We start from the raw sequence: 13,199 nt of genomic DNA on the forward strand, positions 1-13,199 counted from the left end.
GTTACCTCACCAACAAGATGATCAGGACGAGCACGGCGATGCCGACGGCGGCCTGTGCGTAGTACTGGTGGAGGAGTCCGGTCTGCGGTCGGCGTGCCCAGCGGCCGAGGTTCCGCGCGCTCGTGGCGACCGCGCGGACGGCAGCGTCGATGCCTCCGTCGTCCAGTTGCCGCGCAAGCCGTGCGGCGGCGAGTCCGCCTCGGGCGGTCTGCCGTACGGTGCCGTCGACGACTCGGTCGTCGAATGCGGCGAGCGTTCGTGCCAGGCCCAGCACCGGGCGGACGACAATGGCTCGCGTGATCTGCTCCAAGTAGAACCAGTCTTCGGCCCATCGCACGGCAGCGGCCGGTGCGGACGGCGGGTGGGACGCCCACCACCAGGCCAAGGCTGCGGCTGCGATCGCGACTCCGGCCGACAGGCCGAGTTCCCACGGCTCGGGCGACGGTTCGCCCGGGGCGCCTACCAGCCGCTTCAGCCAGGACGCCGGACCGGGCAGGGCCAAAACCCCCAGTACCGCCGCGGCAAGGCCGAGGGCGAGGAGTGGAGCCGGTGTCGTACGGGCTGTGCGCCGGGTGCCGTGTCGCTCGGTGTCATATCCGGCCTGCGGGTCTTTCGGGAGGGGGCGGGTGACGTACCAGAGGGCCTTGATGCTGTAGACAGCGGCCACGGCAGCTGCCGCGAGGCCCACCGCGTACAAGCCGGTCCCCTCGGTGCGGGCGGCGGCGAGGACCTCGTCCTTGGCCGCCCACAGGGATAGGGGTGGCAACCCGGCCAAGGTGAGTGCGCTCACGGTGAAGGTCACGCCGACCAGCCGATACGTGCGGGCCGCGCCCCTCAGGGCTGGCAACTGCTTGGTGCCCAGCGCTGTCAGCCAGGCGCCTGCTGCCAGGAACAGCCCCGCCTTGGTGGCTGCGTGGGCGAGGAGCTGCGTCGTGCCCGCTGCGACTCCGCGGCTGCCCGCGGCGAGAACCATGAACCCGATCTGCGCGGCGGTGGAGGCCGCGAGGAGCTGCTTGAGGTCGGTCTGGACCACCGCGACCAATCCCAGGGCCAGGGCTGTGACCACGCCGGACCAGGCAACGAGTGGACCGGCCCAGGTGGTGGCGTCCAGCAGCGGGACCAGACGGAGCAGCAGATAGGCACCGGCGGCGACCATGGTTGCGGAGTGCAGCAGCGCCGACACCGGGCTTGGGCCCTGCATGGCGCGCGACAGCCAGAAGGAGAAGGGCAGTTGGGCGGACTTGCCGAGGGCGGCCACGACTACGCCCGCGGTGATCACATGCAACCACGGCGCATCCGCGTGCGAAAGAGCATCCAGATCCAGGGACCCGATGCCGCCGGCCACGGCGGCGCCTGCCGCCAGGTACAGGCCGAGGTCCGCGGCGCGGGTGGTGAGGAACGCGACGTCGGCGGCCACCGTCGGCTCGGGCCGCCGCCACCAGTAGCCGATCAGGGCCCAGCTGGTCGCGCCCATCACTTCCCAGGCCATCAGCAGCAGCGGCAGCGTGGCCGCCGTGACGGTGGCGAGCATGGCGCCGGCGAAGACGAGCATGAGCCCGAAGAACCGGCCCCGGTTCTCGTCGGCGGTCATCTCCCCCGCCGCGAAGGCCAGGACGGTGGTGGTGACGGCGGCGACGGTGACCACCATCACCGCCGACAGGCCGTCCACCGCCAACCCCGCGTCCATCCCGGCGAACAGTGACGCACTGGCGGCAGGTCTCGTCACCGCAGCAGCCACCGCCACACCGAGCGTGGCCACGGCCAACGTCACGCCGATGGCGGGAACCTGCCGACTGCGACTCCGCCCCATGAGCGCGAGCGCCGCTCCCCCACCGAGCGGGAGAGCGATCAGCAGCCAGAGCATCGCGCTCATCCCTTCAGGTCCTCGGCCATGTCGGTCATGTCGACCTGCCGGGCCCGATAGATGGCGGTGGTGACGGCGAAGCCCATGGCCATCTCCACCGCCATCGCTACCACGGCCGCCACAATTACCACTTGGCCGCTGCCGGCGGCGGGGGCGAGAAAGTACCAGAAGTCGGCGGCGGCGACGATGACCCCGCCGATCATCAGCTCGATCCCCATCATGATCATGACGATGGACTGCTGGGAGAGCGCCCCGAACAGACCCGTCGAGAACAGTCCGGCGGCGAGGACCAGCAGGAGTTCGAACGTCATCGGCCCACTCCTCCGCCGGCCGGGTCCTTGGCCGGCCTCTGGTCGAGGTCGTCGCCGAAGCGGTCGTAGCGCCCCCGGTGGGTGGCGAGCACGACGGTGGCGATCATGGTGGCCAGGAGAACGAAGCCGAGGGTGACCATGGTCAGCATCTGGTCGCCCATCAACGACATGCCGACCTGGAACGTGGTGTCCTTGGGCCGCGCCCCTGTCCGGTCGGGCCAGGGCACGACGTAGATTCCGGCGACCATCGCGGCGAACACGAGACCACTGATGACCAGCGAGCCGCGTGTGTTGTGGAGCATCGACATCGGCATCAGGCCGGCCGGATTCATCATGTACGCGATCATGAACACCGCCATGATCACCATCTCCATGACCATCATCAGCACGATCACCACGCCGAGATACGGCAGCCCCAGCACGGTGACCACCCCGCCGACACACACCAGGGAGCCCAGTAGCGCGAAGGTGACCCGGGCCATGGAGTTCAGCGTGAACACCAGGACGCCGCCGGTGAGAGCGAGCACGCCCAGTACCACCAGCAGCACCGTGCTCGTCAGGCCCATGACGCTCCTTCCCTACAGGTTGAGATTGACCAGGGCCGGCACCAGGGCTTGCACAATCGACAGTGGTAGCAGCACCACCCAGGCCAGCTCCACGTACCGGTCGGCACGGATCACCGGCATGCGTCGCAGCACCCACACCAGCAGCCCCAGCACCAGCAATGTCTTGATCAGTGACCACGCCCAGGTCGGCAGTCCCGGTCCGGCACCACCTCCCAGGAACAGCGGCACCGCCATCGCCGCCCCCGCCGCCAGCCACAGCCACCGCCCGGCCTGCAGCAGCAGCCGGTCCACGCCGGACGTCTCCCCCAGCACGCCACCGGCGATGTCACGACCGGCCGGGTAGGCGAACGGGCCCAGAAAGCTGAACGCGAGCACGCCGGCCAGGTAGACGACGAACGCGAATGGCATCCACACCGCGTACCACAACCCGTGCTGGGCACCGACGACGTCCGTGACCCGCAGGGACTGCGCCCCGGTGGCAGCAGAGATCAGCGCGAACATCAGGGGCAGTTCGTACGCCAGGCCCTGGGCGAGGAAGCGGTAGCCGCCGACCAGGGAGAACGCAGCGTTCGGGCCCCAGCCGGCCAACCACAGCCCGGCCCAGGTCAGCACCTCCATCGCGTTGAACCACACCACCCCCACCGAGAGGTCGGCGACGACGTGGTTCCCGAACGGGATGACCAGCGTGGAAAGAACGGCCGCCACCGGTACCACCACGACGCCGACCCGCCACAGCAACCGGTCCGGAGCGGGCATACGACGCTGCTGTGTCACCAGTGCCTGCGGTACGGCGAGAAATGGCCGCACCACAGCGGTCGCAGTGACCGACCGGCCCGCGCTTCGGGCGTCCAGCGCCGCATTGCCGGCCACGGCCACCAAGGCGAAGCCGAGCAGCGCCGCCGGAGCGGCCAGCAGCATCCACCACTCTCCCGCCTCAACCACGAGCGAGCTCCTGCTCGGTGAGGCTCAGTTCGTCCGGGTCCGGGTCAAGGCTGGCGACAATGAGGCGAGCCGCGCTCAGCTCGGCTCCTTCCAACAGCCGGGGCAGCAGCCTCGCCAGGTCTACTGAGGGCGGTCGCACGGCGTCCCACCGGCCCCGCGGACTCTCCTGAGCCGCTGGATCGAGCCGCGCTGTGTCGTCCAACCGCAGTACGTCTCGTACGACATCGGTGAGCCACTGCCGGTACCTGGCCGGCACGTCCCCGCCCGCGCGCGCGGCGGGTCCGGTGACGCCGGCGGCCCGCGCATCGGCCGTACTCACCGGGCCGATGCCACGAGACAACCAGTACAAGGTCCGAGACCTTCCGACGCGTCGGGCAAGGCGCTCCACACGAGGCAGTACCTCCTTGGTCTGCGCCTCGTCCAGCAGGTCGTCGCGGAGCCGTCGCGCCTTCACTGCCTGGGCGGGCCAGCCGACCACCGACAACAGCCGACCCAGGCTGTCCAGATGCGCAGCCGCTCGCCACCGGGCGGCCTCCCCCGCGTACACCACCTCACCCGACGCGGCACGCAGCCAGGGCCTCGCCCAGAAGGCGTCGGCCGACCCGCTGGAGGGCGGCGCATCGAGATCGGCCTGCTGAATGACATCGCCCTGCAGCACCACACGGATGACCAGTCCGGTGGGCCAGTCGGCCAGGAACGGCCCCAGCGACACGTGCAGGCGGTCCAGCATCAGACCGTCGCGGTCTTCGCCCGGCTCGGCCATTGGCAGTCCGCCGGGCATTTCCATGTCCCCGTGCCCGTGACCGCCGTGGCCTCCATGAACGCCGTGGCCGCTGCCATGGCCCGCGTGGTTCTGCTGACCGTCCCCTTTCATAGGACCGTCAGACTCGTGCTCCGCTTCGCCGTGTGATCCGGCGTGGCCGGCAGCGCCGGGGTCATGACCTCCGTGGTCGGCGCCGCGGTGTCCCTGGTGCTCACCGCCGCGGTCGACGCCCCGCGAACCGTCGTGGTGCCGTCCCGTGTCCTCGTCGCCGCTGCGATCCCTGTTGCCCGCTTCCCGGTCGGACGGCATATGCCCCTCACTGCCGGACTCTCCAGATGTGTCGTGCCCGTCGGTTCGGTCCGGACCGATGTCCGAGTGGTCCGGTGCACTCAGCCGGGTCCGGCCGGCGTCGAGAACCGAAGCCACCTCGCCGACCGTCGTCACCCGCATTCGCACGCGTGGCTGGGGCATGTCCTGCCACAGCCGGTCCATTGCTGGACGTAGCCGCGGGCAGTCGGGACCCACAACCAGCATGAGGTCGGCCTCGGCAGGGGTCGTTGCCGCCGGCCAGTCCCGCGACCGCAGCTCCTTCTCGACGGCCAGCCGCACCCGCGTCCCGCCCGGCGTAGCCGTCAGCAGCACACGCGGCCGGCCCGCGGCTGCGCGTGCCAGGACAGCTGTTACGCCCATCGCAGCGCTCCCTCACGCCATGCGTAGACCACTCCGGCGAGAAGGACCGCGAGGAAGACGAACATCTCGATCACCGCGCTTGGCCCCATCGCGGAGATCACAAGCGTCCACGGGTACATGAAGACCATCTCCATGTCGAACGCGAGGAAGAGCATCGTCACCGTGTACCAGCGCACATGGAAACGGCTGACCGCATGTTCGGAGGGATCCAGACCTGACCCGAACGGCTGCACGGACAGCGGTGCCGCTGAGATCCGCAGCGCCCAGGCGGCCCCGTAAAGACCCGCCACGGCGAGCAGTGCCACGCCAAGCAGGGCCAGTGCAGCCGTAAAGCCGCTCACCAGCGCTCACTGCCTACGCCGCCCGTGCGGTCCGTCGCCCGTACCATGCTCTGCCACTCCCTCCGCTGCCAGACAACGGCGCAGGTACCCCCACGGGGCATGTTGAATCCCGGAAAGCTCCTATGGCCAAGATGGTTGCGACTCATCCGACCGCGCTCTGAACAAGGCGTTACGGCTACGGTGCCCGAAAGGCGAGCCCCGCGCGAGATGGCTGAGTCAATCGGTGCCGGTTGGATGAGGCGGGCTGCTGGGACAGGTCGGACGGGCCCATCGGACTGCCAAGGGACGCGACGAACCAGGGCCGCGGAAGGGCGCGGCTGTTCAGTGTGTCTGCCGTGCCGGCGGATGCACGGACACCTGCCCGCCCTTCGCGCGTCGGTTTCCGCGCAGCGAGACGAGGGTGATCACCACCATGGCGATCATGACCGTGGTCGAGATCAGAAAGGCGGGCGAGGTGGGCTCAGAGGCCGAGGCGCCAGCGACCACGTACGCGGCGGTGCCGGGCAGCACGCCGACGGCCGTCGCGGCGGCGAACGGCCAGAGCCGGATACCAGAGAAGGCCGCTGCGAAGTTCACCATCTGGAAAGGAATGCCGGGGACGATGCGGAGCAGCAACATGCTTCGGAAGCCCTGATCGGTAAGACGGCGATCCAGGGCTGCAAGGGCCTTCTTCCTCAGGAGTGGCCGGATCGCCTCCCGTCCGAGGCTTCGCCCGAGGAGGAAAGCCAGCACTGCACCCAGTGTGGTCCCGGCGACAGCCAGCGCCAGGCCCTCGGCGCCGAACAGAACTCCGGCGGCCGCGTTGAGCAGGGGCTTCGGAAAGAAGGCAAGCGTGGCGAGGGCGAAAACGAGGACGAAAGCGGGTGCGGCCCACACCTCGAAAGGGCTGGAGGAGAACCCCTGAGACAGGAGTCGACGGGGACTCCACAGGAGCAGGGAGCTTGCCGCGACCGCCAGCAGCACGATGAGGAAGGCCAGACGGGCAAGCGGTGGTATGCGCACCAAGCAAGTGTAATGGCGCGCTGAGACCTGGGCGGGGCACCGAAGCCCGTCGACGAACCTGCAGAGGCTCGGCTCCCAGTGCGACCGCACTCAGCCCGGCGCCGCCCTACTCTGCGGGAGGCATGGGGCTGACTGGTCGCGCGTCGCCGGACCATCGCTCCTCGATACGGCCGATCCGCCAGACACCGAATGCGATCACCCAAGTCAGCAGGAAGAGTCCGACGATGCCGAAGCCCACGTACTCCAGGTTCAACGAGGCGATCCAGACCAAAGGTCCGGACTTCATGCCGAGCCTCTCGACGAGCAGACCGACGAGCACCAGGATGCCGATGACAAGGGCGACGGTGACGGACAGCACGGTCACGGTCAGGTTGTAGAAGACCTTGCGAACAGGCTTCAGGAACGCCCAGGTGTAGGCCCGTGACATGAAGACACCATCGGCGGTGTCGAACAGACTCATCCCGGCGGCGAACAAGACCGGCAGGACGAGAATGGCATACCAGGGCAAGACGTACGCCGCCGAGCCTGCCGCGAGAACGAGTAGGGCGACTTGGGTCGCGGTGTCGAAGCCGAGGCCCATAAGGAGGCCGACCGGATAGAGGTGCCAGGCTTTGCTGACGCGCCTCATTACGCGTCCCAGGAGCCGGGCCAGAAAGCCTCGGCTGTCGAGCTGCCGCTCCAGCTCCGCCTCGTCGTACTCACCACCGCGCATGCGGCGGAAGACCTTCGCGATGCCGATGGCCGAGACGAGGTTGACGAGACCGATGAGTACGAGGAAGGCTCCGGCGACGATCGTGCCGACGAGGCCGAGCGTCTGTGCCGCGTGCGAGTCCTCATTCTGGACGACGCCGGCCACCGAGCGGATACCGATGGCCAGCAGCAGGCTTGCGACGAACACCACCGAGGAGTGTCCGAGGGAGAACCAGAAACCGGCACTCACAGACGGCTTGCCCTCGCCGACGAGCTTGCGGGTGGTGTTGTCGATCGAAGCAATGTGATCCGCATCGAACGCGTGCCGCACCCCCAGCAGATATGCCGTCAGGCCCACATTGACGCCGAGGACGCCGTCACTGCCGAGCTGGTATTCGTGGGGTGCCACGGCGAAAATGAGCACGCCCCACCCCACGACGTGCAGCAGCAGGACGAAGGCGGTCATGCCTCCGATGGACCGCCACTCCGTCGGCCTAAACGCTGCGCGCAGGCCCACGCGCGATCGCGGGGTGGTGGCTGTCGGTGAAGCGCCGGAGACCATGGACGATCCTTGTTCCTGAGAAAGCAAGCCAAGCCATCCGGTGGCCCCGGACCGCGAGCGCAGAGCTTATTGCAAGAACGTCGCAAGTGAGTCTCTGGGGCAGAGGTGGCAAGGGTCAGCGCATCGGCGTCATCAGTCGGCTCCGCCCGATCTCGCCACCGGGGTCAGCCGATACCTCCCGTGCACGCCACACCCGGCTCGGGGGTCTGCTCACCCAGCACATACTTGTCGAAGAACTCCGCCACCCGCGGATCGGAAGCCTCGTCCATCTCCAGCTGGTGGCCCCAGGCTGTCAGCGTAATCGGTGACGGCTGGGTCTTGTACAGGCTCATGAGCGTGTACTTCGTGTCGGACACCCTCTCCTTGAGGGCGGCGACGTCGGCGTCGGCCACCTTGTCGTTGTAAGTGACCCACACCGCGCCGTGCTCCGGCGAGTGAACGGCATTCTCGTCTTCTATCTGCTCGGTGTACACGTCGCCGTCACAGTTCTGCCAGATTTGGTTGTGGTCGCCGCCCGTCCCCGGCATCGGATGGCCAACATTCTTGTCGACATGCTTCTGGCTCAGCTTGGACCAGGCCCGCTCTCCACGGACGGGAGCCGCCCGTTGCTGCTCCTTGTCGTTCGCGCTGTCCAGCAGGTACCAGCCGCCACCGATGGTGCCGGCGATGATCACAGCAGAGGCGGTGATGACGATGGCCTTGTTGCGTCGTTCGCGCGCCTGCTCAGCGCGTCGCATCTGCTCTACGTGCGCGCGGCGAGCTGCCTTCTGTGCTGTCGACTTGGTTGGAACCCATGCTGATGTCCTTGCCCCGCCGCTCCGCGACAGGCGGCCACGGCGGGAACCGGCACGCCTACTACTAATCTACTACACACTTTAGTTTAGGGTGGTTCCATGGGAGTCGCTCAATACCCCGCCCGTAAACAGGCTCTGACCTGCTCAGCGCCTGGTCAGATACGCCTGCATCGCCCGGTGCAGTGTCTTGTTGACCGCCCCCTGGAGCGGCACTTCCCACTCGCCCAGCGTCTCGGCCACTCGACCTCCGGTGCCGAGCTTCCAGCGCATCAGGCCGAACGCCCGGACCTCGGGATCGAGGGTGTCAGGCACCCCACGCATGTCGTACGTGGCGACCCCTCGCGCGTGAGCATCGCGAATCATGCGCCACTGCAGTGCGTTGCTGGGGCGCACTTCGCGCCGGTTGTCGGCGGACGCGCCGGTCAGGTACCAGGCCCGTCGACCGAGCGTGATGAGGGTGTGCGCAGCGAGTACCTCGCCTTCGTGGCGGGCAAGATAGAGCCTCATACGACCCGGCTCTTCCGCATTGAGCGCCTGGTGCTGACGTTGGAAGTACTCCAGGGACCGGCCCAGTCGGAAGCCGTCACGTTTCTCGGTCTGCTGCAGCAGCGCGAAGAAGTCCGGCAGGCAGCTGTCGTCACCTATGGCTGTCGCCACGTCGGACCTGGTCGCCCTCTTGATGTTGCGCCGCCACTCCTGGTTCATGCCCGACCACACGTCCTCCAGCGTCCGGCCGTCCAGTGGGATTTCGAAGAGATGCCTCGGCTGTGCGTCGCCGGCGCCCTGACCGTCCTCACCACAGCGCCGCCAACCGGCCTCCCGCAGCCGGTCGGCGACTGCCGCTCCCAGCGGATCGACCACGTCCGGCAGCACGTCCCCCAGCCGTCGGCCCGGCGCCACCGCGTTCTTGAGCGTCGAAGCGGACCATTTGCGGTACGACAGCGGCGGTCCCATGCGCACCGCGAAGGCGCCGGTGTCCCGCAGGTGATCCAAGAGCAACTCGAGTCGTACGCCGAGTCCGGGTGCGGCCCAGTCCAGTACCGGCCCTTCGGGAATGTAGGCGAAGTACCGGCGTACGCCAGGCATCTGGCGGTACAGCACCAGCGCGGCGCCCTCCTGGTTCCCAGCTCCGTCGAACCAGCCGAGGTACTCGGGCTTCCAGCCTTCCTTCACTTCCGCCCACGAGGGGCACTGGAGGAAGCTGACCTGCCCGCCACCGTTCTGCACGCTGCAAACGCGGACATAGTCGGCGTATCGCTCACGCGGCATCGGCTGCAGCTCGAGCGCTCGATGGGGTTGGGGCGTCTGCACCATGGCGGTCACAGCGGCGGCCTCCTCGTCGTGATCAGGTCCCCTCCTCCTGGAGGGCGGCGGGCATCGCCCGCTCATCTGGTTCACGCGCGGGCCCACGGCCCGGTGACAGACAACTTCCGGCACGGCTGGCCACCGAGAGATGAACGAAGGGCGACACAGCGGCCATGACCGTGGAGACGAACAACGAGCCTCCCGCCAAGACGCCCGCGGCCGCCGGGGCTCGGCGGCCGGCGACGGTGAGCGGCGGGGTGACCATGGCGCTCGGCTCCCTGGCCTCACGACTCACCGGCTTCGTCCGCAGCGCGATTGTGGTTGCCGCTCTGGGTACCGCGCTGCTCGGCGACGCGTACAACGTCGCCAACACGGTGCCGAACATCATCTACATCCTGCTGATCGGAGGCGCCCTCAACTCCGTGTTCGTCCCCGAACTCGTCCGCGCGGCAAAGGAGCACGAGGACGGAGGTACCGCCTACACCGACCGGCTGCTGACCGTCTGCCTGCTGGCCCTGGCGGCGATGACGGCGGCAGCCGTGATCGCCGCTCCTTGGATCGTCGACGCGTACGCCGACTACACCGGCGCACAGCGCGACATGACCGTCGCCCTGGCGCGTTTCTGCCTGCCGCAGATCCTGTTCTACGGCGTGTTCACTCTGCTCGGGCAGGTACTCAACTCCCGCGACCGCTTCGGCGCGATGATGTGGACGCCTGTGCTGAACAACACCGTGGTCATCATCGTCTTCGGCTTGTACCTCGTCATCGCCGCGGAGGCGGTCTCGGCGGACCAGGTCACCGATTCGCAGATGCTGCTTCTCGGGGTGGGCAGCACTGCGGGTATCGCCGTTCAGGCACTGGCGCTGCTGCCGTCACTCCGCGCAGCGCGTTTCCGCTGGCGGCCCCGGTTCGACTGGCGGAACTCGGGCCTGACCCGGCCGCTGCGCGCCGCCGCATGGACCCTGATGTTGGTCCTGGCGAATCAGGTGGCGTACTGGGTGGTGACCCGGCTCTCCACGTCCGCAGGGGTACGCGCGAACGCCGAGGGCCTCACGGCCGGCGTCGGCTATACCGCCTACAGCAGCGCTTACCAACTGTGGGTCGTGCCACAAGGCATCGTCACGGTTTCCCTCGTCACCGCTCTGCTGCCGCGTATGAGCCGGGCCGCCACGGATGGAGACCACGGACGCGTGGGCGCGGACCTGTCGCGGGGGTTGCGCACCACGGCGGTCGCGATCGTCCCCGCCACGATCGCGTTCCTCGTGCTGGCCCCACAGCTGACGGGGGTGGCCTACCAGTACGCGCAGGCCACCGAGGAGGACACCCAAGCAATCGCGTGGGTCCTCATGGCCTTCGCGCCCGGCCTGCTGGCCTTCTCAGCACAGTACGTGCTCTCCCGGGGCTTCTACGCGCTCGGCGACACCCGGACCGTGTTCTTCCTGACCCTGGTCGTCGCCGGCGCCAACGCCGGGCTGTCGGCGGCAGCCTACGTGCTTCTCCCGGCTCGCTGGGCAGTGACCGGCGTAGCCGGTGCGTACGCAGTGGCCTGCACCGCAGGGCTGGTGTGCACCTCACACGTTCTGAGCCGGAGACTGCGGCGAGCAGGAGCCGAACGCGGCATCGACGCCGCGCACGTGGCGCTCGTCCATCTGAAGCTGGCCGTCGCCTGCCTGCCGGGAGCCGCGGCTGCCTACCTGGTCTCCGGCTGGAGCACGGCCCGCCTCGGCAACGGACCGACCGGTGACCTGACCGGTCTCTTGCTCGGCGGCACGGCCATCGCCGTCTCCCTGGTCACTCTCGCCCGGCCACTGCGCATCGTCGAGGTGCAAACGCTGACGGCACCACTGGTGCGCCGTTTGGGTCCCCGCGGCCGCCACCGCGCCACCGGAGGGCCCCGCCCGTGAACGGAACGGGGAAGTCGAACGACTTCGACCAGTGCTACACCGACCACGCCCGGCGGCTTGTGGCGATCGTCTATGCCGTGACAGGCGACCTGGCGGAGGCCGAGGACGCCGTCCAGGAGGCGTTCGCGCGTGCCTGGCTGCGCTGGGACCGGATCGTGGCGGCGGGTGACCCGGTGCCCTGGGTGCGTACCGTGGCGATGCGGCTGGCGGTCAGCACCTGGCGCAAGTCCCGCAACCGTGTCCGGGCTCACTTCCGCCACGGTCCGCCGACTGACCTGCCCGGGTTGGCCCCGGACCACGTGGCCCTGGTCGCGGCTCTTCGCAAGCTCAAGCCGGAGCAGCGCCGCGTGATCGTGCTGCACCACCTGCTGGACCTGCCGGTGGAGGAGGTCGCGCGGGAGACCGGTTCGACTCGGGACGCCGTGCGCACCCGCCTTGTGCGCGCCCGTCGGGCACTCGGGACGCACCTCGAGGAGACCGACATCGACCGGCGGTCGCTACGGACGACCCGATACGCTCCCGGACACACCCGAAGGGGACGGCCGGAGGAGGTGCCTACGCATGACTGAGAATTCCGGTCGCAAGGAGAACCCACTGGCCACGACCACCGATGCCCACATCGGCGTGCGGCTGCGGGGACTCGCGGAGGACGCCGAGCAGCTGGTCAGCCTGGGCGCCCGCCCGAACGTTGTCCGCATGCGTGCCCACCGGCGCCGAAGCCGGCGGCGGGCCGGGGCCGCGACACTCCTGGGCGGCGCCGCACTGGTCATGGGTGCCGCCTGGGGCATGCTCCCGGACCTCCAGGACAGCAAGGAGGCGCCGGCAGCCGGCCGGCAAGCCCGCGACCTGGTGTCCGCCGGCGCGCTCCTGCCTCCCGCGCAACCGGACGGGAAACTCACCGAGAAGGCGCTCCTGTCCCCTTCCGCCCTGCCCTGGAACGGCACCTATCACTGGCGTAGCACCGACACTGGCCGGGAAACCGCCCCTGCCCTGCCGGAAGCGGGCAAGGGAGGATGCCATGTCCAGTGGTTCGAGGACCTGGGCACCACGAGCATGGTCACGCGGACCTACGACGGTCAGGGGCCTGCGACCGCCCAGCACCGGATCGCGGCGTTCGCAGGCCCCTCCGCCGCGGCCCGGGCCGCGGCGACGCTTGACTCCCGTCTCCACGGATGCGGCTGGCACGAGACCAGGGCGACGGGGGCACGGTCGTCCGACCGGGACGCGTCTTCCGGTGCGACGCCGACGGGCCTGCACGAATACGTGCTGACCTCCGGCAGGGACGATTCCGTACGGGTGACGTTGGCCCAGTCTGACAACCGCGTGGCAGTCCTCGCGGTCTCCACTCCGGTCGCTTACGACCACGCACATCCCGACAGCCGGACAGACGCCTGCCTCAACGAGTCTCTTCGCGGGGCGGGAACGAGCCAGGGGTCCGAGCACTGCTGAAGCCGTGCCCGCCGGG

The 13,199-nt window shown here is 68.9% G+C and carries 13 protein-coding genes; 3 read left to right on the top strand and 10 right to left on the bottom strand.

From position 1 onward, the window contains the following. Nucleotide 1: 1 nt before the first annotated feature. The 10 genes from Sco07f_RS22145 to Sco07f_RS22190 form a co-directional block, all read right to left on the bottom strand. Nucleotides 2-1,873, bottom strand: coding sequence for an NADH-quinone oxidoreductase subunit 5 family protein (locus Sco07f_RS22145; protein ID WP_108988927.1), 1,872 nt, complete (start codon nt 1,871-1,873; stop codon nt 2-4). Continuing rightward, a complete protein-coding gene (locus Sco07f_RS22150) occupies nt 1,870-2,175 on the bottom strand; it encodes an NADH-quinone oxidoreductase subunit NuoK (protein WP_016325444.1) in 306 nt (101 codons plus the stop codon). The genes Sco07f_RS22145 and Sco07f_RS22150 overlap by 4 nt, the downstream gene beginning before the upstream one ends. Next, nucleotides 2,172-2,741, bottom strand: coding sequence for an NADH-quinone oxidoreductase subunit J (locus Sco07f_RS22155; RefSeq protein WP_108988928.1), 570 nt, complete (start codon nt 2,739-2,741; stop codon nt 2,172-2,174). Before Sco07f_RS22155 ends, Sco07f_RS22150 begins: the two co-directional genes overlap by 4 nt. Nucleotides 2,742-2,753: 12 nt before the next feature. Next, nucleotides 2,754-3,659 (bottom strand): NADH-quinone oxidoreductase subunit H, encoded by a 906-nt coding sequence (locus tag Sco07f_RS22160; RefSeq protein WP_108988929.1) that lies wholly within the window; start codon nt 3,657-3,659, stop codon nt 2,754-2,756. 16 nt (nt 3,660-3,675) lie between these two features. Continuing rightward, entirely contained in the window at nt 3,676-4,446 is a 771-nt protein-coding gene (locus Sco07f_RS40725; RefSeq protein WP_244942112.1) for a hypothetical protein, read from the bottom strand. A 680-nt stretch (nt 4,447-5,126) separates the two neighbouring features. After that, the gene (locus Sco07f_RS22170) at nt 5,127-5,477 is read right to left on the bottom strand and encodes an NADH-quinone oxidoreductase subunit A (RefSeq protein ID WP_108988931.1); all 351 of its coding nucleotides are present in this window, start codon (nt 5,475-5,477) and stop codon (nt 5,127-5,129) included. A gap of 321 nt (nt 5,478-5,798) precedes the next feature. Then, complete coding sequence (locus Sco07f_RS22175; protein ID WP_159106970.1) at nt 5,799-6,479, bottom strand: TVP38/TMEM64 family protein; 681 nt, start codon at nt 6,477-6,479, stop codon at nt 5,799-5,801. 106 nt (nt 6,480-6,585) lie between these two features. Then, nucleotides 6,586-7,731 carry a Nickel transporter NicT gene (gene nicT / locus Sco07f_RS22180; RefSeq protein WP_167468176.1) on the bottom strand — a complete coding sequence of 382 codons (1,146 nt, stop codon included), beginning with the start codon at nt 7,729-7,731 and terminating at the stop codon, nt 6,586-6,588. Nucleotides 7,732-7,895: 164 nt separating this feature from the next. Further along, the gene (locus Sco07f_RS22185) at nt 7,896-8,468 is read right to left on the bottom strand and encodes a thioredoxin-like domain-containing protein (RefSeq protein WP_108988934.1); all 573 of its coding nucleotides are present in this window, start codon (nt 8,466-8,468) and stop codon (nt 7,896-7,898) included. 201 nt (nt 8,469-8,669) lie between these two features. Further along, entirely contained in the window at nt 8,670-9,839 is a 1,170-nt protein-coding gene (locus Sco07f_RS22190; protein WP_301543035.1) for a lipid II:glycine glycyltransferase FemX, read from the bottom strand. Between the two features lie 248 nt (nt 9,840-10,087). On the opposite strand from Sco07f_RS22190, the gene murJ reads away from it, so the two are divergent. Genes murJ through Sco07f_RS22205 form a run of 3 tightly spaced genes read left to right on the top strand, consistent with a single transcriptional unit; the run spans nt 10,088 to nt 13,183 of the window. Next, entirely contained in the window at nt 10,088-11,734 is a 1,647-nt protein-coding gene (gene murJ / locus Sco07f_RS22195; RefSeq protein ID WP_108989134.1) for a murein biosynthesis integral membrane protein MurJ, read from the top strand. Next, nucleotides 11,731-12,303, top strand: a complete 573-nt coding sequence (locus Sco07f_RS22200; RefSeq protein ID WP_108988936.1) for a SigE family RNA polymerase sigma factor — start codon at nt 11,731-11,733, stop codon at nt 12,301-12,303. Before murJ ends, Sco07f_RS22200 begins: the two co-directional genes overlap by 4 nt. Beyond that, complete coding sequence (locus Sco07f_RS22205) at nt 12,296-13,183, top strand: hypothetical protein (protein WP_108988937.1); 888 nt, start codon at nt 12,296-12,298, stop codon at nt 13,181-13,183. The genes Sco07f_RS22200 and Sco07f_RS22205 overlap by 8 nt, the downstream gene beginning before the upstream one ends. The last annotated feature ends 16 nt before the right edge of the window (nt 13,184-13,199 follow it).

The organism is Streptomyces coelicoflavus (genome assembly GCF_003112555.1).
GTDB classification, from domain to species: Bacteria; Actinomycetota; Actinomycetes; order Streptomycetales; family Streptomycetaceae; genus Streptomyces; species Streptomyces coelicoflavus.

Excerpts from the sequence above, each read along its gene's own strand:
- Sco07f_RS22145 (WP_108988927.1), bottom strand. The coding sequence starts at position 1,873 with ATGAGCGCGATGCTCTGGCTGCTGATCGCTCTCCCGCTCGGTGGGGGA.
- Sco07f_RS22150 (WP_016325444.1), bottom strand. The coding sequence starts at position 2,175 with ATGACGTTCGAACTCCTGCTGGTCCTCGCCGCCGGACTGTTCTCGACG.
- Sco07f_RS22155 (WP_108988928.1), bottom strand. The coding sequence starts at position 2,741 with ATGGGCCTGACGAGCACGGTGCTGCTGGTGGTACTGGGCGTGCTCGCT.
- Sco07f_RS22160 (WP_108988929.1), bottom strand. The coding sequence starts at position 3,659 with ATGCTGCTGGCCGCTCCGGCGGCGCTGCTCGGCTTCGCCTTGGTGGCC.
- Sco07f_RS40725 (WP_244942112.1), bottom strand. The coding sequence starts at position 4,446 with ATGGCCGAGCCGGGCGAAGACCGCGACGGTCTGATGCTGGACCGCCTG.
- nicT (WP_167468176.1), bottom strand. The coding sequence starts at position 7,731 with ATGGTCTCCGGCGCTTCACCGACAGCCACCACCCCGCGATCGCGCGTG.
- Sco07f_RS22185 (WP_108988934.1), bottom strand. The coding sequence starts at position 8,468 with ATGCGACGCGCTGAGCAGGCGCGCGAACGACGCAACAAGGCCATCGTC.
- Sco07f_RS22190 (WP_301543035.1), bottom strand. The coding sequence starts at position 9,839 with ATGGTGCAGACGCCCCAACCCCATCGAGCGCTCGAGCTGCAGCCGATG.
- Sco07f_RS22205 (WP_108988937.1), top strand. The coding sequence starts at position 12,296 with ATGACTGAGAATTCCGGTCGCAAGGAGAACCCACTGGCCACGACCACC.